We start from the raw sequence: 17,864 nt of genomic DNA, 5'->3' as shown, positions 1-17,864 counted from the left end.
CATCGCTCAGGCGCTGCCGTCGGCGCCGCCGTCGTGCTGACCGGGGGTCGCGCCGCCGTCGGCCGGACCCTCCGCGCCACCGTCCGCGCCGCCGTCGTGCTGACCCGGGGTCGCACCGCCATCGGCCGGACCCTCCGCGCCACCGTCCGCGCCGCCGTCGTGCTGACCCGGGGTCGCACCGCCATCGGCCGGACCCTCCGCGCCACCGTCCGCGCCACCGTCGTGCTGACCCGGCGTCGCGCCACCGTCGGCCGGACCCTCCAGCCCGCCGCCGCCGCTGGTCTGGATGTCGTCGTCGTTCAAAGCCATGGGTGCTCCCTCGGTGTGCCGCCCCGCGTGTTCCCGGGGACCGTCTGCAGCGGGTGGTACCCCACATTCGATCTTCTCTAACCACACCGTAGACGTCCGGACCGGCACGCGCGGACGCTTTGCGCCGGGTCGGCGCGCCGACCCGGTCGGTGTCAGGATGGCGGGAGGCACACGCGAGGAGGTACGCACGTGGGGCAGCCCGAACCGCTCACGCCGCTGGCCGAGGACTGGCAGCGGGCCCTGGCCGTGGTGGCGCACCCGGACGACCTGGAGTTCGGCGCCGCCGCCGCGGTGGCCCGCTGGACACGGCAGGGCAAGGAGGTCGTCTACTGCCTGCTCACCAGCGGGGAGGCGGGCATCGACGGGATGCCGCCGGAGCCCTGCCGGGCGCTGCGCGAGGAGGAACAGCGCGCCTCCGCCGCCGTGGTCGGGGTGTCCGACGTCGAGTTCCTCGGCCTCCCGGACGGGCTGCTGGAATACGGTGTGCCGCTGCGCCGGGCGATCGCCGGGATGGTCCGGCGGCACCGGCCGGACGTGGTGCTCACGAACAACTTCCGGGAGACCTGGGACGGCGAGTACGCGCTCAACCAGGCCGACCACATCGCCTGCGGCCGGGCCACCCTGGACGCGGTCCGCGACGCCGGCAACCGGTGGATCTTCCCCGAGCAGTTGACCGACGGCACGCAGCCGTGGTCCCGGGTCCGCGAGGTGTGGGCGGCCGGCTCGCCGGCGGCCCGGCACGGGGTGGACGTGACGGCCAGCTTCGAGGCGGGCGTGGAGTCGTTGCGGGCGCACGGGGCCTACCTCAGCGGGCTCGGCGACGGCGGTTTCGACGCCGAGGAGTTCCTCGAGGGGATGGCCCGCCCCGCCGGCGCCCGGCTCGGCGTGCGATACGGCGCCGCGTTCGAGGTGTTCCGGATCGACCTGGCCTAGGCGGTCAGGGGATCAGCTGACCGAGGTCGCGCGGCAGGTTCGCCTTCACGTCCTGCCACTCGCCCTGGGTGACGTGCCGGCGCAGCGTGTCCAGCACGACCTGCACCACCCGCCGCGGGCCGCCGTCGGTGTCGTACGGGAAGCCCTGGCGGACCTCGTAGAGGAAGTCGTCGCGGTTGAGTTTGATCGGCACGTTCTCCGGCTGCCAGCCGTCGAAGTAGATGCCCCGCAGCAGCACCGGCAACTGTTGGGCGAACTCGGCGCTCTCCCCCACCGGCATCCGGTCACGCAGCAGGTGCAGCACCGTGCGCAACGCGGCGTACGACTGGTTGCGCCGGTCGGCCGGCCAGCCGTACGCCGACTCGATCTCCTTGAGGATCACGTTCGTCTTGTCGAGCGAGGACTCGAACGCGGACATCAGATGCTCAGCCATTTAGCTCACCCCCGGGCGTCGGTCTCCCAGCGTCGGTCGTCGGCGCGTCGCGGCGGCCCGCTCGGCCCCCGCCAGAGCCGGGTCGGGCTGAAGCGGCCGGGCCGCCCCGCACGCCCGCGTGGCACACCGGTGTCGCCGACCACGTGCAGGACGCCGCCCCGGCGTCGATCCGCCACCACTCGTACCGTCATGACCCACCTCCTCGTCGCCGCGCGCGGTCCGGCGGGCCGCGCGCACCGCCCATGCTGCGCGGCGGTCGGGTGAGCCGGCCTCACCCGGTGCGGGTGAGGCGTGCTCAGGCCCCCAGCAGGTCGATGAGTGTGGCGGCGTTGCGCTGGGCGTGGTCGCGGTAGCAGTTGTTCATCAGCACGTGCGTCCGCTCGGCCTGGCCGGCCAGGTCGCGCAGCTTCGGCGCCCAGGCGCGCAGTTCCCGGTCGGAGTAGTCGTAGCCGAACTTCTCGTGGATGTCCTTGCTTGTCCACTTGTCGCTGTGCCCGTGGAACCGGACCACCGCGAGGTCCGCGGTGGCGGCCAGCACCGGCGGTACGGACGACCGGTGGCCCTGCGGCATGTCCACGCAGACGAGCGGCAGTTCGTGCCCGCGCAGGAACTCAAGCGTCTCGTCGGCGTTGTCGCCGTCGAACCAGGAGGCGTGCCGGAACTCGAAGACCGCGCGGAGCGGGGCGCACCGCCGCGCCACTTCGAGCAGGTACTGCTTGTTGTCCCGCTTGATGGTGAACCAGGGCGGGAACTGGAACAGCAGCGCGCCCAGCCGGCCGGCGGAGACCAGCGGGTCGAGGGCGGACAGGAACCGGGTCCAGACCTCCTCGTACGCCTGCGCCGGCAGGTCGCCCGGGTAGACGGTGCGCTTCTCCGTCTGTGGTCGCAGGTCCTTGTAGAGCGCGGAGACCCGGGTCGGGTGGCCGGTCAGCAGGCTGAACGCCTTGACGTTGAAGGTGAAGCCGGGTGGCGTACGGTCCGCCCACAGCCGAGCGGTCCGCTCGGCCGGCGGCGAATAGTAGGTGGCGTCCACCTCGACCAGCGGGAACCGGCGGGCATAGAAGGACAGCCGGCGCTCCGGGGTGTCGGCGTCCGCCGGGTACCAGCCGGAGTCGAGCAGGGTCCGGTCGGTCCACGACGCGGTGCCCACCTTGATCTCACCCATGGGACCGGCCGGCGACCGGGCGGGCTCAGGCCGCCCGCCGCTCCCGGTGCTGCTTGCACGTCACGCAGGAGGTGGCGGACGGGAAGATCTCCAGCCGTTCCACCGGGATGGGCGCGGCGCAGCCCTCGCAGTAGCCGTACGTGCCCTCGTCGAGCCGGGCCAGCGCGCGCTCGAACTGGGCGCGCCGCTCCAGGATGGTGCGCAGCAGGGACTGCGCGGTGTCCCGCTCGGCGGTCTTGGTGCCGCTGTCGGCCTGGTCGTCGCCGGCGGTGTCGCCGACCTCGACCAGGCGCAGCACCTGGCTCTGCGCGACGGCGTGGTCGTACTCCGCGGTCAGCTCGTCGTACCGGGACCGCAGGGACTGCCGGATCTGGTCGACCTCCGTCTGGGAGCGGCCCGTGGCTGTCGTGTCGTGGACGAGCATCGCTGCCTGCCTTTCCTGCGGTCTCACACCTGGTCCTCCGCAGCGGCGAGCGCCGGCGGACCCGGTCCGGGACGTCTGTGGGCGGGCGAACTCACCCGTGCCCTGTGAGCCGGGCGAATACCCCTGCCCCCAGCGGGCCAAACCGGAGATTTCCTGTCACTTTCCGGTGAGTTCGTGCCCGGGTGCGCCGGTCGGCTCAGCCGGTCTCCACGAGGGCCGGGTGGCGGGGGTCGTCGGCGCGTACCACCACGTCGGCGAAGGAGGCCGGGGCGACCTCGTCGGCGTAGCGGGCGAATGCCGGCAGGGTCCAGCGCCACGCCGGGTCGGTGCGCCGGGCCAGCGCCGCCGGGGAGAGCACCAGGTGCACGGCGACGTCGAACGGCAGCGTGCCGCCGAGCAGCAGCGCGCCGCTGACCAGGACCACGCCGCCGGCCGGCACCCGCCGGTAGGTGGCCCGGCTGGCCCGGTCGGCGTCGGCGTCCCAGAGCGAGGGCAGCAGCCGGCCGTTGCCGTCCGGGCCGGCCGGGTCGAGCACCTCGCGGCGCAGGCCCGGTTCGTCGAGCCAGCCCTCGTAGTACGCGTCCGGGTTGGTGCGCCCCTGTTCCAGGCGGACCGAGGCGGGGCGGAGGAAGTCGGCGGACCGGACGTGCAGCACCGGCCGTCCGGCGGCGCGCAGCGGGTCGACGAGGGCGGCGGCGAGGGCGTCCGGTTCGGCGGCCGGCGGCCCGTCGACTGCCACCCGCAGCCGCCCGGGCGTCTCGGCGTGGGTGAGACGCCCGACCAGTTCGGCGACGAGGCGGTCGGGGCTGATCGGGCGGACACGCATCCGTCCATCCTGCCCGGCCGGCCGCGCGGACCCACCACGAGTGCGCGTCCGGGCGGTCGGGGCTCCGTCCGGCGAGCGGGCTCTCGGCGGGTGGTGGGAGGGTCAGCCGGTGCGGTCGATGGTCACCCGGGCGTCGTCGGCGAGTCGGTAGCCCACCCCGTAGACGGTGGTGACGAGCGGCACGTCCACGCCCACCTTGCCGCGCAGCCGGCGCACGTGCACGTCGACGGTGCGGACGCCGGCGTGCTCGTACCCCCAGACGGCGTTGAGCAGTTGCAGCCGGGTGAAGACGCGGCGCGGGTGGGCGACCAGGTGCAGCAGCAGGTCGAACTCCAGGCGGGTAAGCGGCAACGGCTCGCCGTCGCGCAGCACCGACCGGGAGGAGGCCAGGATGTGCAGCGTCGGGATGGTCGAGGCGAGCGGGCGCGAGGGGGTCCGGCCGTTCGGCACCTCGGGGCGGCGTTCCGCCGCGACGACTCCCGTGCTGATCACCGCGTCGCCGTGTTCGAGCAGCTCACGGGCCGCGTCGATGAGCCTGCGGGCGGCCGGGGCGAGCGACTCCTCGCAGGCCAGCGGAATGTTCAGGGTCACGGTGAGCATGGGCGTGGCGGTGTTGGCGGGGCGACGTTGGCCGCCGGGCGGACGGCCGGGGACCGCGGGTTGGGACGTATGCCATCCGGCGCGCGACGAGGCGGGGCTGACCGACATGGTCCTCCTTGGCTGGTCCGGGTATCTCCCCACGGCCCGGGACACCGCTTCATCGATGCTTCCCGGCGCTCGCATGGGGGTCAAGGGGCCACTGCGTTGCATGAATGTGACAATTGACGAACACACCGGAGCGGAGTGCTCGCTCTGCGTACGAGGCCCGTTGATTACAGCAGAGCGGCGAAACGCGGCGTTACGGGGGGTCCCCGCCCGGTTCACAATGGCCGGTAGGGCACGGAACGTGAACGCGGCGTACCCGGGAGCCGGGTACGCCGCGTGTCGGCGGGCACCGGCTCACGCGTCGCGGTCCACCTCGATCGGGGCGTCGTCGGCGAGCCGGTACCCGACGCCGTACACGGTGGTCACCAGCGGTGTGTCCGGCCCGAACTTGGCCCGCAGCCGACGGACGTGGACGTCCACCGTCCGCGCCACCGCGTGCTCGTAGCCCCACACGTTGGCGAGGAGTTGCCGCCGGGTGAACACCCGGCGCGGATGCTCGGCGAGGAAGAGCAGCAGGTCGTATTCGATCCGGGTGAGGGCGACCTCGACGCCGCCGTGCCGGACCCGCCGGGTGCCGGTGAGGATGCGCAGGCCGCCGGACGATTCCGGCGACGCGGTCGGCGCCGCCGGTAGCGACGCGGCCGACGCCGGTCGGCGCTCGGCCGGCGTCTCCCGGGGTTCGGCCGGTGGGGCGGCGACGGGGCGCAGGCCGAGCACGGCCCGGGCGGCCCGGTGCTCGTCGGGGCGGACCAGCTCCTCGCCGGCGGCGGCGAGTTCGTCAAGCAGCTCGACCAGCCGGGCCAGGCCGGGCGTCAGCGGGCCGGCGCCCAGGTCGAGGGTGACGGTCAGGGTCGGTCCGGTACGCGGCCGGGGCGGCAGGGCCCGGTCGGTGCGGCCCGGTCGGGCCGGACGGGTGTTGAGGGCGACGACGGACATGGGAGCCTCCTGTGCGGGCGGTCGCCCCGCCCCGCCGGGTGCGGCGGGACGGTCAGCGGAGCGCCCGGCCGGCGGTGACCGGGGGCGCGGTGGACGAGGATCGGGGCGGCGGGGTGGGACGGAGGGCGGGCAGGCCGGCGATGCGCCAGGCGGCGAAGCCACCCACCACATCGGTGGCGCGGCGCAGGCCGATGTCCTGCAACGCGGCGGCGGCAAGCGACGAGGTGTAGCCCTCCTGGCAGAGGACGACCACCGGCACGTCGTAGTCGACCGCCTGCGGCAGCCGGGCCGGGCAGCGCGGGTCGAAGCGCCACTCCAGGACGTTGCGCTCGACGGTGAGCGCGCCGGGCACGGTGCCGTGCGCGGCCCGCTGGCCGGCCGGGCGGATGTCGACGAGCAGCGCACCGCCCCGGTAGGCCAGGTGCGCCCGCTCCGGGTCGAGGCGGCGCAGCCGGGCGCGGGCGGCGGCGAGGAGTTCGTCGATGCCCCGGGAGCCGGGTGGGGGGACCGGACAGCTCTCGGCGAGGGCGGGGGTCAGCGCCATGGCGGCGTCCTTCCGTTCGGCGGGGATCGGGATCGGGGTGGCCGGCCGGCTCACCACGCGACGCCGGCCTCGGCCACCTCGGCGACCCGGAGCCGCCCGGCGTCGAGGCGGTAGCGGGTCATCCGGCGCAGCGCGGGCCGGTAGACGTGCACGCTCACCGCGGGCTGGTCGCCGCGGTTGGTGACCTGGTGCACGTGCCGGGCGCCGAACCGCCGGCCGGCGCCGGCGGCGAGCCGGTGCGGGCGCAGCCGACTGCCGCTCACCGTCTCCTCGGTGAGCACGCCGGCGACGACCAGGAAGGCGCCGGACGAGCCGCCGTGGTCGTGCAGGTCGGTGCCCTGCCCCGGCAACCAGCTCAGCGCCCACACCTCGTGCTCACTGTCGGCGTGCAGCCGCGCGTACCACCGCTCGGACCGGTCGAAGCGCAACGGCACCGGCCACCCGGTCGGGTCGGCCCAGTGGGCGGCGACGGCAAGCAGGTCGGTCGGGTCGTTGCTGGTCATCGGCGGGTCGTCCTCACGGTGCGGATCGGCGCGTGCCCCCACACTTTAGACGGTAAACCCTATAGGTTTAGTAGGTAATACCGAATGCTGGGATGCCCTAGGCTGGGCGGGTGCCCGACGAACTGGACGCCGCCGCCATCGACTTCGCGCACCGGATGTTCGACCTGGCCCGCAGCGGGGCGACCGAGGAACTGGCCGCCAACGTGGACGGCGGACTGCCGGTCAACCTCACCAACGCCAAGGGCGACACGCTGCTGATCCTGGCCGCCTACCACAGCCACCCGGAGACCGTCTCGGCGTTGCTCGCCCGCGGCGCCGACCCGGCCCGGGTCAACGACCGGGGGCAGACCGCGCTGGCGGCGGCAGTGTTCCGGCAGAACGCGGCGGCGGTCCGGGCGCTGCTCGACGCCGGCGCCGACCCGGACCACGGCGGCCCCTCGGCGGTCGAGACCGCCCGGTTCTTCGCGCTGCCCGAGATGCTGACGCTGCTCGGCCGGGACTGACCTGCGGTATACAGAGCCGGTGGAGGAACCCGCACCCGAGCAGATGCGCACCGCGGCCACCGCGCTGCTGGCGGCGCTCGACGAGCCGGCCCGCCGGCGCGCCCGGCACGACTTCGACGACGAGCCGGCCCGGCGGTGGCTGGAGTACCGACCCCGCGCCCGGCCCGGCGTCCCGGTCGCCGACCTCGACGTCACCGCCCGCAAGGCCGCCCACCGGCTGCTCGCCACCGCGCTGAGCCCGCCCGCGTACGCGCAGGCGATGGCCGTGGTGGCGCTGGAGGAGGTGCTCGACCGGGCCGAGGGCTGGCGGCGCGGCCGGCACAGCGGCGACTACTGGGTGGCGGTCTTCGGCGACCCGGCGCGCGACGACCGCTGGGGGTGGCGCTTCGAGGGACACCACCTCTCGGTGAGCATGACCGTGGCCGACGACAGGGTCTCCCCCGCCCCGATCTTCCTCGGCGCGAACCCGGCCACCGTCCGGCACGCCGGCCGCCCGGTCTCCCGGCCGCTCGGCCCGGAGGAGGACCTGGCCCGCGAGCTGCTGGACGCGCTCGGCCCGGCCGGGCGGGCCGCCGCGCTGATCGCCGAGGAGGCGCCGGCCGACATCATCAGCGCCACCCGGGCCACCGCGCCCGGGCGACTCGACCCGCTCGGCGTGCCACGGGGTCGGCTCGGGCCGACCGGCCGCGCCCTGCTCGACCGCCTGGTCGCGCTCTACCTGGACCGGCTCCCGGCCGACCTGGCGGCCCGCGAGGCAGCCCGGCTCGACGGCGGCGAGCTGCACTTCGCCTGGGCCGGCCCGGTCGAGCCCGGCCGGCGGCACTACTACCGGGTGCAGGGCGACGACCTGCTGATCGAGTACGACAACACCACCGACGACGGCAACCACGCGCACACCGTGCTGCGCCGCCCGGCCGCCGACTTCGGCGGCGACGTGCTCGCCGCGCACCACGCCGCCGCGCACCGCCCGGTCACCGGCGACGCGCCTCGATGAGGAACCGCCGCGCGTGGGCGACGAACGGCCCCTCGGCGCGGATCCGCTCGTCCAGCCGGCGCAGTGCCGCGCGGTGGCGCTCCACCGTGAAGCCGGGCACGGTCCAGACCACCTTGCGCAGGAACCACACCACCGCGCCGATGTCGTGGAAGACGGTACGCAGCGTGGCCGCACGCAGGTCCACCACGGTCAGCCCGGCGGCCTGGGCGGCGGCCACCGCGTGCTCCGGGTGCCGGTGCGCCGGTGGCGGCAGCGGCCCGAGAATCGCCTCGCTGAGCTCCCGCACGGTGCCCGGGCCGATCTGCTGGGACAGATAGCTGCCGCCGGGGCGCAGCACCCGGGCCACCTCGTCCCACCAGGTGTCCACCGGATGCCGGCTGACCACCAGGTCGAACACGGCGTCCTGGAACGGCAGCGGCGGCCGGTCGGCCACCCGCACCACGGACGCGCCGACCCGCCGCAGGTTGCGCCGGGCCACCGGCACGTTCGGCGGCCACGCCTCGGTGGCGACCAGCAGCGGTGGTGGCACCGGCGCCTCGGCCAGCACCTCACCGCCGCCGGTGTCGATGTCCAGCGCGGCCCGGGCGGCGGCCAGCCGGGCGCCGACCAGGCGCGCGTAGCCCCACGGCGGGCGCTCCTCGGTGGCGCGACCGGCCAGCCAGGAGAAGCCCCAACCCTCGACCGGCGCGGTCGCGGCCTCGGCGACCAGCTCGTCGAACCCCCGCGCCATCGTCATGGACGCAGCCTGCCGTCGCCGCCGAGGGCTGGCAACGCCTTTACCCGGCAGGCCGGCTCACCGCCACACACCCCGGCCGCGCCGTACCCCGCACGGAGATCTTGGTACGAAATGGCCCCTATAGGGGCCGATTTTTACCAAGATCTCTCCTGGTCTCGCGACTTGGAAGAACGATCCCGAGAAGTGGGAGCAGGTGCCCCGGCGGCGGACCGGGCCGGGGGCCCACCGGCCGCGACGGCACGGCCGGGGTACGGCGCGCGGCGATGCGCCACGTCGGCGGAACGGGCGGCCCGTGGCGAGCGGTCCGCGAGTGGGAACCGTCAGAACGGCCGGGGACGGGCGATCTCGACGGTGGCGCCGGGGATCTCGGCGAGCGCCTCCAGCCCGGTCGGCTCGGCGGCGTGGCTGCGGTCGGACCGCTGCATCAGCCGGGCGCCGAGCGCCACCCCGACCGCGCCCACGACCAGCGCCACCAGCTCGGTGACGAGCTGGCCGGTGGTCGCGCCCCGTTGCGGCGACTGCGCCCGGACCAGGCAGGTCAGCAGGAACAGCCCGGCCATCACCGCGTTCACCACGTTGAACGTGAGCGCGGTCCGGTCGGCCCGGCCGGCGCGCACGTCCCAGAGGTCGACCATCCCGGCGACCGTGGTGAGCGCGGCGGCGACAAGCGCGGCGACCGCCGTCCAGTAGCCCACCTCGCCCAGGAACGCCGGCCCACCGACCACGTCGGCCAGGTCGAAGACGGCGGCGCTGACGAAGAGCCCGAACGGAAACGTCACAAGCATCGGTTGGATGGGGTGCCCCTGCACCCGAAGTCGGCTCTCCATCGCGTCCTCCCCACGTCGGCGCAGCTCACCAGTCCAGAGTGCTACCCGACACCCCGCGGAGTGAAACGACTGTCGTTCAGTTGTCCCGGGGACGGGAGACGGTGAGCACGAGCCGCTCCGCCACCTCGCGCAGCGGAATGTCCAACGAGGAGGCGGCGCTGCGCAGCACGTCCAGCGCCTCCGGCGCGGGGCAGCCCCGCTGCGTCATGATCACGCCGACCGCCTGCCCGACCACGCCCTCGGCCAGCAGCGCGCCGTCGAGCTGACCCGCCCGGGCGGCCACCCGCTCCCGGTCGCGGACCGCCGCCAGCAGCAACCCGGCGTGCTCGGCCAGCAGCATCGCGGTGAGCTGGTGGCTCGGCGTGAGCGCGCCGGGCGACTCCGCGTACAGGTTGATCGCGCCGATGACGTGGTCGTCCACATCGACCGGCGCGGAGATCACGCCGTGCACGCCGAGCGCCCGGGCGCGCGCGCACCAGGCCGGCCAGCGCGTCTCCTCCTCCAGCGCGCCCGCGATGGTCATCTCCCGGCGGCGGATGGCGCTCAGGGCCGGCGTGTCCGGGCCGTGCCGCAGGTCGTCCAGCTCGGACCGCTGCGCGTCGGAGGCGGCCACCCCGGCGGGCTCACCGGCGCGCAACGCGGTGAAGCCGCAGCAGTCCACCCCGGGCACGGCGGCCCGGGCGATCCGGACCAGCCGGTCCAGCGCCTCGTCGAACTCGGCCACGGCGATCAGGCCGGCGGTCAGCTCACGCAGCAGCGCGGCGGTCTCCAGCACGCCCAGGTCCTCGGTCATCGGATGGCAGGTGTCGAGGTTCACCGCGCCGCGGCCCCCACCGCCCGCGCGGTGTCCCTGTCCGGCGCCGTTGCCTGTCCCATGTGCACCCTCTCTCTGGCCGAGCCTCGGCCTACTACCCTCCCAGACCGCCGCCGAAACCGCGCAAAAAGGCCCCTTCCGGCCGTATCGACCGGGAGGGGCCCTGCGCCCGGGGTCAGCGGGACCCGGAGATGAGCCGCCGCCCCACCGAGGCGATCAACCGGTCCAGCTCGGAGCCGAACGGGTTGTCGTGCACCAGGTACGTCCAGGTGGCGGTGGGCCGCACCAGCTTGGACGAGTCCGGCTCCCAGCCCTCGTCGAACTCGGTCTCCTCGAACGTGGCGACGGTCCGCGTCTCGATCTCGGGCATCAGCGCGTTGAACGCCGGCACCGCGCTGCGGTGGAACTCGTCGAGCGGGTCGAGCCGGCCCAGCGCCCGCAGGTGCACCCCCTCGCGCACCTCGGACAGCTCGGCCAGGTGCTCGGCCCAGAGCCGGTCCAGGTGGTAGAGGGCGATCTTGCGGGCCACGTCGGCGAGCAGGTCCTCGTCCATCTCGCCGGCCTTCTCCGGCACGCGCTCCAGCAGCATGAGCGCGGCGATGTCGCTGGTCAGCAGCCGCTCCCGCCGCTCGGCGAGCGCCTTGCGCTGCTGCTCGATGACGTGGCTGTAGCGCCACGTGTTGCGGTGGATCTCGTGGTTGACGCCCTCGGCGACCCGCTGGGCGTGCTCCACGGCGTAGTCGACCACCGGGTCGGTGACCAGGCCGTCGGCATTCATCCGGGGCGACGCCGGCACGGTGTCGCCGGCGTGCCGCACGACCAGGTCGTCCTCCAGGCTGACGAAGAAGGTCGACCCGCCCGGGTCGCCCTGCCGGCCGGCCCGGCCGCGCAACTGGTCGTCGACCCGGCGGCTGTCGTGCCGGCCGCTGCCGATCACGTACAGGCCACCCAGCTCGGCCACCCGGTCCCGGTCGGACTGGTCGCTGCCGCCGAGCCGGATGTCCACGCCCCGGCCGGCCATCTGGGTGGAGACCGTCACCGCGCCGTACGCGCCGGCCTCGGCGATGATGCCGGCCTCCTCGTCGTCGTTCTTGGCGTTGAGCACCACGCTCGGCACCCCGGCGGCGGCAAGCGCGGCGGCGAGCGCCTCGGACTCCTTGACGTCGAGCGTGCCGACAAGCACCGGACGCCCCGCCTCGTGGCAGCGGGTGATCTCGTCGACGAGCGCCTCGTCCTTCTCGGCGCGGGTGGCGAAGATCCGGTCCGACTCGTCCTCCCGGACGCACGGCGTGTTCGGCGGGATCACCGCCACCTCCAGGCCGAAGAACTCGCGGAGCTGGTCGCCGACGAGCACCGCGGTCGCGGTCATCCCGCAGACCGTCGGGTAGAGCGCGATGTACGCCTGCACGGTCACCGTGCCCAGCACCTCGCCCTCAGCGGTGGCGTCCAGCCCCTCCTTCGCCTCGACCGCGGCCTGGAGCCCGTCCGGCCAGCGCCGCCGCTGGGCGACCCGGCCGCGCATCTCGTCGATCAGCTCGACCGAGTCGTCCCGCACGATGTAGTCGACGTCGCGGTGCAGCAGGGCGTGCGCGTGCAACGCCACGTTCACCGCGGAGAGCTGCCCGACGTGCTCGGCGTCGTACAGGTCGATGCCGCCGAGCTTGGCCTCGACGGTGGCCAGGCCGAGCGAGGTGAAGGCGACGCTGCGGCCGTCCTCGGCGACCGTGTAGTGCCGGCCCTTGCGCAGCCCCCGCACCAGCGCGGCGGCGGCGTGCACCGGATCCTGCTCGCCCGGGACCGCGCCGGCGAGCACCATCGGCACCCGCGCCTCGTCGATGAGGATCGAGTCGGCCTCGTCGACGATCGCGGTCTTCAGCGTCGGCTGCACCCGGTCGGCGACGTCGGTGGCGAGCTGGTCGCGGAGGTAGTCGAAACCGGCCTCGCTGACCGCGACGTAGGTGACGTCGCAGCCGTACGCGGCGCGCCGCTCCTCGGGTGTGGACGCCTCGTTGACCCAGCCGACGGTGAGCCCGAGCCGGGTGTAGACCGGCTCCATCCACTCGGCGTCGCGGCGGGCCAGGTAGTCGTTGACGGTGAGCACGTGCACCGGCCCGTTGCCCAGCCGCACGTGCCCGTACGCGGCGACGGCCGCGGTGAGCGTCTTGCCCTCACCGGTGGCCATCTCGGCGACCTTGCCGGAGAGCAGCGCCATGGCGCCGAGCAGCTGCACGTCGTAGGGGCGCTGGTCGATCCCGCGGCGGGCCGCCTCGCGGCCGACGGCACAGATCTCCTCGTATTTCTCCGCCCGGCCGGCGGCCTCGGTCAGCTCGGCGTCGGAGAGTTTCTCCAGCTCGGCCTCGCGAGCCTCGATCGCCGGCAGCAGCTTCTCCAGCGGGGCCAGATCGACAGTCGTCCCCGGGCGCTGGAGGAACTGGCGGAACCTGGTCTTCAACCGTTGCGACACACCCATGAGCCGCAACGGTACGCGAACCGCAGCCGATTGTGACCCCCGCCCGGCTCGGCGGTCGGAACGTGTCCGGGTTGCGACCGGTCACCGCAGGTCAGGACCGGTCCGGGCGAATCAGTCCACGAGCAGTTGGTGCGCGGCCAGCTCACGGTAGAGCGGGCTGACCGTGGTCAGCTCGTCGTGGGTGCCGACCGCCACCACCCGGCCGCCGTCGAGCACCACGATCTGGTCGGCGTCCACCACTGTCGAGAGGCGGTGCGCCACGATCAACAGGGTGCGGCGCACCGCCACCGCGTCGATCGCCCGGCGCAACGCCGCCTCGTTGCGCGCGTCGAGGTTGCTCGTCGGCTCGTCGAGCAGCAGCACCGGCGCCCCGGCCAGCAGCGCCCGGGCGATGGCCAGCCGCTGCCGTTCCCCGCCGGAGAGCAGCACGCCACCCTCCCCGACCTGCACGTCCAGCCCGTCTGTGGTCCGGTCGCCCAGGTGCGTCAGGTTCACCTCGGCGAGCACCGCGCGCAGCCGGTCGTCGGTGGCGTCCGGAGCGGAGATGAGGAGGTTGTCCCGCAGCGTGCCGGCGAGCACCGGCGCCTCCTGCTCGACGTATCCGAGCCGGGCGCGCAGCGCGTCCCGGGGCAGCTCCCGCACGTCCACCCCGTCCAGGCGGATCGCGCCCTCGTCCACCTCGTAGAAGCGCTCGACGAGCGCCAGCACGGTGGACTTGCCGGCGCCGGACGGGCCGACCAGGGCGGTCCGGGTGCCGGCCGGCACGGTGAAACTCACCCCGCGCAACACCGGCGCACCGCCGGGATAGCCGAAGCCGACCCGGTCGAACTCGACCCGGGCCGGCACGTCCGCGGACGGCGTGCCCGCCGCGGCGGGACTGTCGTCCGCGTCCTCGCCCGGCACGGCGAGGATCTCCTCGATCCGGGCCAGCGCGCCCAACCCGCTCTGCAACTGCGTGTACGCGCGGGCGCCCTGGCCCAGCGGCATCACCAGGAAGAACAGGAACATCACGAAGGCGACCAGGTCACCCACGCTTATCGACCCCGACGCCACCCGCGCCCCACCCACGGCCAGCACCAGCAGGAACGCGCCCTGCACGGTGATCGTGCTGGCCGGGCCCACGAGCGCCTCGGCCCGGGCCACCCCCAACCCGGCCTCGTACGCCGCGGTCGCGCTCGTCACCACCGTGTCGGTCTCGCGGCCCTCGGCGCGGCTGGCCCTGATGGTGCGCGCCGCGGAGATCGCCCGCTCCACGGCCGAGGTCATCTCGCCGACCCGTTCCTGTGCCCGGCGGGCCAACCCCCGCACCCGGCGGGCGACGGTGACCGCGAAGACCACGCCGACCGCGACCGCGGCAAGCGTGACCCCGAACAGCAGCGGGTCCAGCAGCAGCATGGCGGTGCCGGCGCCGACCACCATCACCGCCCCGGTGACGGTCTCGAAGAGGCCGGACGTGATCACCGCCCGCAGCAGCGTGGTGTCGGCACCCACCCGGGACAGCAGGTCACCGGTGCGACGCCTGTCGTACTCGACGATCGGCAGGCGCAGCACGTGCCCGGCCAGGCGCCGGCGGACGCCCAGCACGAGACCCTCGGCGGTGCGCTGCAACAGGTAGTCCCGGAGCCCGCCGAGCAGCGCGGCGACCACCACCAGGGCGACGAGCGCGACCACGAGCAACGCGGCCGGCTGGCCGGCGGTGATCCGGTCCAGCACGGTGCGGGTGAGCAGCGGCTGTGTCAGCGCGGCGACGGACCCGGCGAGCGACAGCCCGCCCACCGCGGCGAGGGTGCCACGATGGGCACGCAGGTAGGGCAGCAGCGCGGCAAGCCCCGGCATCGGGCCGGCTTCGACGGTCATGACCGAAACGGTAGCGGGGCGCCGCACGGTTCCGGCGTCCCCGCGCCGCCGCGTCAGGCGGTCAGCACGACCTGCAACTCGGAGCGGCGCCGCTGCGCCAGGTCGGTGAGCAGGGCCGGCGCCTCGTCCAGCGGCGCCACGGCGGAGACGAGATTCTCGCGGATCTCCTCGCCGTACCGGCGCAGCAGCTCGATGGTCTCCGCGGAGAGCCGCTCCCGGTCCCAGGCCGGGGCGAGACCGCGCGGCACCCGGCCGATCTGCGCGCAGCGCAGCGACTGACGGTGGACCTGGAGACGGCCGAGCGGATCGCCGCCCTGGTGCGGCGGCGCGGGCTGCTCACCGGCGCCGGTGAGCACGCGGGCGTGGCGTTGCGCCACCCCGCCCGCTCCGACCAGTCCCACCCGCATCCGACCGCCCCTCACCGTGACGTCGACACCGCGCGGAGCACTCCCCCGGCCGGTGTCCCGGCAAACGCGACCGGCCGCGCAACGTGACGTTCATCCGCTTGATCACGTAGTTGGGCAGGATCCGGTTAGCGCGGGTCCGGAACAGGGAAAACTGAAGCCCGCGATTCCGCCACTGATGGGGGTGCCCGTGCGGGAATCAGATTCGACCGTCTCACCTGTGGTGGAGGCGTGGGCCACGTACCGGACCAGCACGGCCGACGACTGGCCGGCCCGCCGGCTGGTGCGGGCCAAGGGCACCAGCCGGGTCAGCGTGGTGCTGCCGGCACGCAACGAGGAGGCGACGGTCGGCGCGATCGTGTCGACCATCCGTGAGCACCTGATGGACCGGGTGCCGCTCGTCGACGAGCTGATCGTGGTCGACTCCCGGTCCACCGACCGGACCGCCCAGGTGGCCCGCGCGGCCGGCGCCGAGGTGGTCGGCCAGGACGCGATGACCCGCGGGTTGCCGCGGCTGACCGGCAAGGGCGACGCGCTCTGGGCCGGCCTGGCCGCGGCCGAGGGGGACGTGGTCGCGTTCGTCGACGCCGACCTGCGCGAGTTCCGGCCGCACTTCGTCACCGGCCTGCTCGGCCCGCTGCTCACCGATCCGAGTGTCGACTTCGTCAAGGGCTTCTACCACCGGCCGCTTGTCGGCGCGACGAGCGTGGAACCCGACGGCGGCGGCCGGGTGACGGAGCTGATGGCCCGTCCGCTGCTCAACCTGTTCTGGCCGGACCTGGCCGGCTTCGTGCAGCCGCTTGCCGGCGAGTACGCGGGCCGCCGTGCGGTGCTGGAGCGGGTGCCGTTCGTCACCGGGTACGGCGTCGAGACGGCGATGCTCATCGACCTGCTGGACCTGGTCGGGCTGGACGCCCTGGCCCAGGTCGACCTGGGCGAGCGCAAGCACCGGCACCAGGACACCGCGGCGCTGGGCCGGATGTCGGCGCAGATCATGCTGACCGCCTGGTCCCGGCTCCAGCGGCGCGGCTGGGCGGCGCCCGGCACGGCGCCGACCCCGCTGCTGACCCAGTTCCGCAGGGGCGGCTCGGAGACGCTGCCCAACCTGGACCGGGAGATCGTCGTCACCGACGTCTCGGTCGAGGAACGCCCGCCGCTGGAGCAGTTGCGCCATCGGATCCCCCGCCGGCGCGTGCCCGCGTGACCTTGACGTTCGAGCGAAGAAGAGGCGGCGCATGACGCTCACCGTGCTGATGAACGCCGGTCCGTGGCTGTCCGTGCCGCCGCCGGGCTACGGCGGGATCGAGAACGTGGTCGCCACGCTGGTGCCGGAGCTGCGCCGCCTCGGCGTGCGGGTGGTGCTCGCCTCGGTGGAGAGCAGCACGCTGCCGGTGGACGAGAAGATCGCGGTCTTCCCGGAGGGGCAGTTCAACGCGTTGCAGCGGCCGTACAACCAGGTCTGCGGCGTCTCCCAGGCGCATCTGGCCCAGGTGGTGCGGGCGCTGCACCGCCGCGACGACATCGACCTGGTGCACGACCACGTGGAGGCGGTCGGGCTGGCCACCCTCACCGCGATGGGACCGGACGCGCCGCCGGTGCTGCACACGCTGCACTGGGACCTCGCCAAGCACCCGGAGCTGTACGGCACCCTGGACGGCGGCGACCGGGTCCGGGTCAACGGCGTGTCCGCCTCGCAGCTGGCCCGCGCGCCCCGCGCGCTGCGGGAGCACTCGGTCGGCCACGTGCACCTGTCCACCCCGCTCGCCGTCGACGCGGACCGGCGGCCGGCGGTCGACAAGGGCGACCACATGGTGATCCTCGGCCGGATCAACCCGGGCAAGGGGCAGGACCTGGGCGCCCGGCTGGCCCGGGAGGTCGGCTTCCCGCTGGTGCTGGCCGGACCGGTCGGCCCGTACCACCGGCCGGCGGACCTGGCCGCGGCCGGCGACGAGGCGCGGCAGAACCCGGACGTGCGGTTCTTCCACGACCACGTCGCGCCGTACGTCGACGGCGAGCTGGTGCGCTGGGTCGGCACCGTGGCCGGGCGGGAGCGCGACGACCTGGTCGCCTCCGCGCGCGTGTCGCTGTTCCCGCTGCGCTGGGAGGAGCCGGGTGGCACGGCGGTGGTCGAGTCGCTGTCCCTGGGCACCCCGGTGGTGGCCACCGCCCGCGGCTGCCTGCCGGAGCTGATCGCGCACGGCCGCACCGGCCTGCTCACCGCCGACGAGGAGGAACTGGGCGACCTGGTGCTGGCCGCCGGGACACTGGAAGCCGGCGAGTGCCGGCGTGAGGCGGCCGAGCGGTTCACCCCGGCCCGGATGGCGCAGCGGTACGTGGAGCTGTACGACCGGGTCCGCCAGGGCGCCGCGAAGCCGTTGCAGCCCGCCTGACAGTGAGGATGGAGGGGTGGGGTCACCCGGCCTGGTCTGACTCACCGCCTGACCGACGTTGCTGTCCTGAAGGGGATTCGTCGGCCTGGTC

The 17,864-nt window shown here is 74.5% G+C and carries 21 protein-coding genes; 5 read left to right on the top strand and 16 right to left on the bottom strand.

The window, feature by feature from the left end:
- Window positions 1-6 precede the first annotated feature (6 nt).
- Window positions 7-309 carry a hypothetical protein gene (locus SM450_RS22540; RefSeq protein WP_091575306.1) on the bottom strand — a complete coding sequence of 101 codons (303 nt, stop codon included), beginning with the start codon at window positions 307-309 and terminating at the stop codon, window positions 7-9.
- Between the two features lie 189 nt (window positions 310-498).
- On the opposite strand from SM450_RS22540, the gene SM450_RS22535 reads away from it, so the two are divergent.
- Window positions 499-1,242, top strand: coding sequence for a PIG-L deacetylase family protein (locus tag SM450_RS22535; protein ID WP_474621744.1), 744 nt, complete (start codon window positions 499-501; stop codon window positions 1,240-1,242).
- Between the two features lie 4 nt (window positions 1,243-1,246).
- Here SM450_RS22535 and SM450_RS22530 read toward each other — a convergent pair whose 3' ends face one another.
- The 9 genes from SM450_RS22530 to SM450_RS22490 all read right to left on the bottom strand — a co-directional run bounded on the left by SM450_RS22530 (window position 1,247) and on the right by SM450_RS22490 (window position 6,778).
- Window positions 1,247-1,675 (bottom strand): DUF2267 domain-containing protein, encoded by a 429-nt coding sequence (locus SM450_RS22530; RefSeq protein ID WP_474621743.1) that lies wholly within the window; start codon window positions 1,673-1,675, stop codon window positions 1,247-1,249.
- A 5-nt stretch (window positions 1,676-1,680) separates the two neighbouring features.
- On the bottom strand, window positions 1,681-1,866 hold the full coding sequence (locus SM450_RS22525; protein WP_281589860.1) for a hypothetical protein: 186 nt from the start codon (window positions 1,864-1,866) through the stop codon (window positions 1,681-1,683).
- 104 nt (window positions 1,867-1,970) lie between these two features.
- Complete coding sequence (locus SM450_RS22520) at window positions 1,971-2,840, bottom strand: DUF72 domain-containing protein (protein ID WP_474621742.1); 870 nt, start codon at window positions 2,838-2,840, stop codon at window positions 1,971-1,973.
- A 25-nt stretch (window positions 2,841-2,865) separates the two neighbouring features.
- Window positions 2,866-3,264, bottom strand: a complete 399-nt coding sequence (locus tag SM450_RS22515; protein WP_474621741.1) for a TraR/DksA family transcriptional regulator — start codon at window positions 3,262-3,264, stop codon at window positions 2,866-2,868.
- Window positions 3,265-3,460: 196 nt separating this feature from the next.
- Window positions 3,461-4,090, bottom strand: coding sequence for a nucleoside/nucleotide kinase family protein (locus SM450_RS22510; RefSeq protein WP_474621740.1), 630 nt, complete (start codon window positions 4,088-4,090; stop codon window positions 3,461-3,463).
- Between the two features lie 102 nt (window positions 4,091-4,192).
- Window positions 4,193-4,798 (bottom strand): winged helix-turn-helix domain-containing protein, encoded by a 606-nt coding sequence (locus tag SM450_RS22505; RefSeq protein WP_474621739.1) that lies wholly within the window; start codon window positions 4,796-4,798, stop codon window positions 4,193-4,195.
- Between the two features lie 291 nt (window positions 4,799-5,089).
- Entirely contained in the window at window positions 5,090-5,731 is a 642-nt protein-coding gene (locus tag SM450_RS22500; RefSeq protein ID WP_474621738.1) for a winged helix-turn-helix domain-containing protein, read from the bottom strand.
- A gap of 52 nt (window positions 5,732-5,783) precedes the next feature.
- Complete coding sequence (locus tag SM450_RS22495; protein ID WP_474621737.1) at window positions 5,784-6,275, bottom strand: rhodanese-like domain-containing protein; 492 nt, start codon at window positions 6,273-6,275, stop codon at window positions 5,784-5,786.
- Between the two features lie 50 nt (window positions 6,276-6,325).
- Window positions 6,326-6,778 carry a cysteine dioxygenase gene (locus SM450_RS22490; RefSeq protein ID WP_474621848.1) on the bottom strand — a complete coding sequence of 151 codons (453 nt, stop codon included), beginning with the start codon at window positions 6,776-6,778 and terminating at the stop codon, window positions 6,326-6,328.
- A 110-nt stretch (window positions 6,779-6,888) separates the two neighbouring features.
- Here SM450_RS22490 and SM450_RS22485 point away from each other — a divergent pair, with 110 nt between their 5' ends.
- Together SM450_RS22485 and SM450_RS22480 are read left to right on the top strand one after the other, a co-directional pair.
- Window positions 6,889-7,281, top strand: coding sequence for an ankyrin repeat domain-containing protein (locus SM450_RS22485; RefSeq protein WP_474621736.1), 393 nt, complete (start codon window positions 6,889-6,891; stop codon window positions 7,279-7,281).
- A 43-nt stretch (window positions 7,282-7,324) separates the two neighbouring features.
- Window positions 7,325-8,275 (top strand): DUF3500 domain-containing protein, encoded by a 951-nt coding sequence (locus tag SM450_RS22480; protein WP_474621847.1) that lies wholly within the window; start codon window positions 7,325-7,327, stop codon window positions 8,273-8,275.
- On the opposite strand, the gene SM450_RS22475 is transcribed toward SM450_RS22480, so the two are convergent.
- The 6 genes from SM450_RS22475 to SM450_RS22450 all read right to left on the bottom strand — a co-directional run bounded on the left by SM450_RS22475 (window position 8,253) and on the right by SM450_RS22450 (window position 15,386).
- Window positions 8,253-9,005, bottom strand: a complete 753-nt coding sequence (locus SM450_RS22475; protein ID WP_474621846.1) for a class I SAM-dependent methyltransferase — start codon at window positions 9,003-9,005, stop codon at window positions 8,253-8,255. The two genes, SM450_RS22480 and SM450_RS22475, sit on opposite strands and share 23 nt — an antisense overlap.
- Window positions 9,006-9,331: 326 nt before the next feature.
- The gene (locus tag SM450_RS22470; RefSeq protein ID WP_474621735.1) at window positions 9,332-9,838 is read right to left on the bottom strand and encodes a DUF2231 domain-containing protein; all 507 of its coding nucleotides are present in this window, start codon (window positions 9,836-9,838) and stop codon (window positions 9,332-9,334) included.
- Between the two features lie 76 nt (window positions 9,839-9,914).
- Window positions 9,915-10,631 carry a GAF and ANTAR domain-containing protein gene (locus SM450_RS22465; RefSeq protein ID WP_474621734.1) on the bottom strand — a complete coding sequence of 239 codons (717 nt, stop codon included), beginning with the start codon at window positions 10,629-10,631 and terminating at the stop codon, window positions 9,915-9,917.
- A 196-nt stretch (window positions 10,632-10,827) separates the two neighbouring features.
- Window positions 10,828-13,122 (bottom strand): accessory Sec system translocase SecA2, encoded by a 2,295-nt coding sequence (secA2, locus tag SM450_RS22460; protein WP_474621733.1) that lies wholly within the window; start codon window positions 13,120-13,122, stop codon window positions 10,828-10,830.
- 111 nt (window positions 13,123-13,233) lie between these two features.
- Window positions 13,234-14,979 carry an ABC transporter ATP-binding protein gene (locus SM450_RS22455; RefSeq protein ID WP_474621732.1) on the bottom strand — a complete coding sequence of 582 codons (1,746 nt, stop codon included), beginning with the start codon at window positions 14,977-14,979 and terminating at the stop codon, window positions 13,234-13,236.
- 53 nt (window positions 14,980-15,032) lie between these two features.
- Window positions 15,033-15,386: a hypothetical protein gene (locus tag SM450_RS22450; RefSeq protein WP_474621731.1), complete on the bottom strand. Its 354-nt coding sequence runs from the start codon at window positions 15,384-15,386 to the stop codon at window positions 15,033-15,035.
- 175 nt (window positions 15,387-15,561) lie between these two features.
- Between SM450_RS22450 and SM450_RS22445 the strand changes: the two genes are divergently transcribed.
- Entirely contained in the window at window positions 15,562-16,587 is a 1,026-nt protein-coding gene (locus SM450_RS22445) for a glucosyl-3-phosphoglycerate synthase (RefSeq protein WP_474621730.1), read from the top strand.
- Window positions 16,588-16,618: 31 nt separating this feature from the next.
- Window positions 16,619-17,773, top strand: a complete 1,155-nt coding sequence (locus SM450_RS22440) for a glycosyltransferase (protein WP_474621729.1) — start codon at window positions 16,619-16,621, stop codon at window positions 17,771-17,773.
- The last annotated feature ends 91 nt before the right edge of the window (window positions 17,774-17,864 follow it).

It is taken from the genome of Micromonospora marincola, from assembly GCF_056150385.1.
Note: the sequence above shows the minus strand (reverse complement) of the source record. Positions and strands in the feature narration are given on the sequence as shown.

Excerpts from the sequence above, each read along its gene's own strand:
- SM450_RS22540 (WP_091575306.1), bottom strand. The coding sequence starts at position 309 with ATGGCTTTGAACGACGACGACATCCAGACCAGCGGCGGCGGCGGGCTG.
- SM450_RS22530 (WP_474621743.1), bottom strand. The coding sequence starts at position 1,675 with ATGGCTGAGCATCTGATGTCCGCGTTCGAGTCCTCGCTCGACAAGACG.
- SM450_RS22525 (WP_281589860.1), bottom strand. The coding sequence starts at position 1,866 with ATGACGGTACGAGTGGTGGCGGATCGACGCCGGGGCGGCGTCCTGCAC.
- SM450_RS22520 (WP_474621742.1), bottom strand. The coding sequence starts at position 2,840 with ATGGGTGAGATCAAGGTGGGCACCGCGTCGTGGACCGACCGGACCCTG.
- SM450_RS22515 (WP_474621741.1), bottom strand. The coding sequence starts at position 3,264 with ATGCTCGTCCACGACACGACAGCCACGGGCCGCTCCCAGACGGAGGTC.
- SM450_RS22510 (WP_474621740.1), bottom strand. The coding sequence starts at position 4,090 with ATGCGTGTCCGCCCGATCAGCCCCGACCGCCTCGTCGCCGAACTGGTC.
- SM450_RS22505 (WP_474621739.1), bottom strand. The coding sequence starts at position 4,798 with ATGTCGGTCAGCCCCGCCTCGTCGCGCGCCGGATGGCATACGTCCCAA.
- SM450_RS22500 (WP_474621738.1), bottom strand. The coding sequence starts at position 5,731 with ATGTCCGTCGTCGCCCTCAACACCCGTCCGGCCCGACCGGGCCGCACC.
- SM450_RS22495 (WP_474621737.1), bottom strand. The coding sequence starts at position 6,275 with ATGGCGCTGACCCCCGCCCTCGCCGAGAGCTGTCCGGTCCCCCCACCC.
- SM450_RS22490 (WP_474621848.1), bottom strand. The coding sequence starts at position 6,778 with ATGACCAGCAACGACCCGACCGACCTGCTTGCCGTCGCCGCCCACTGG.
- SM450_RS22480 (WP_474621847.1), top strand. The coding sequence starts at position 7,325 with ATGCGCACCGCGGCCACCGCGCTGCTGGCGGCGCTCGACGAGCCGGCC.
- SM450_RS22475 (WP_474621846.1), bottom strand. The coding sequence starts at position 9,005 with ATGGCGCGGGGGTTCGACGAGCTGGTCGCCGAGGCCGCGACCGCGCCG.
- SM450_RS22470 (WP_474621735.1), bottom strand. The coding sequence starts at position 9,838 with ATGGAGAGCCGACTTCGGGTGCAGGGGCACCCCATCCAACCGATGCTT.
- SM450_RS22465 (WP_474621734.1), bottom strand. The coding sequence starts at position 10,631 with ATGACCGAGGACCTGGGCGTGCTGGAGACCGCCGCGCTGCTGCGTGAG.
- secA2 (WP_474621733.1), bottom strand. The coding sequence starts at position 13,122 with ATGGGTGTGTCGCAACGGTTGAAGACCAGGTTCCGCCAGTTCCTCCAG.
- SM450_RS22455 (WP_474621732.1), bottom strand. The coding sequence starts at position 14,979 with ATGACCGTCGAAGCCGGCCCGATGCCGGGGCTTGCCGCGCTGCTGCCC.
- SM450_RS22450 (WP_474621731.1), bottom strand. The coding sequence starts at position 15,386 with ATGCGGGTGGGACTGGTCGGAGCGGGCGGGGTGGCGCAACGCCACGCC.
- SM450_RS22445 (WP_474621730.1), top strand. The coding sequence starts at position 15,562 with ATGGGGGTGCCCGTGCGGGAATCAGATTCGACCGTCTCACCTGTGGTG.
- SM450_RS22440 (WP_474621729.1), top strand. The coding sequence starts at position 16,619 with ATGACGCTCACCGTGCTGATGAACGCCGGTCCGTGGCTGTCCGTGCCG.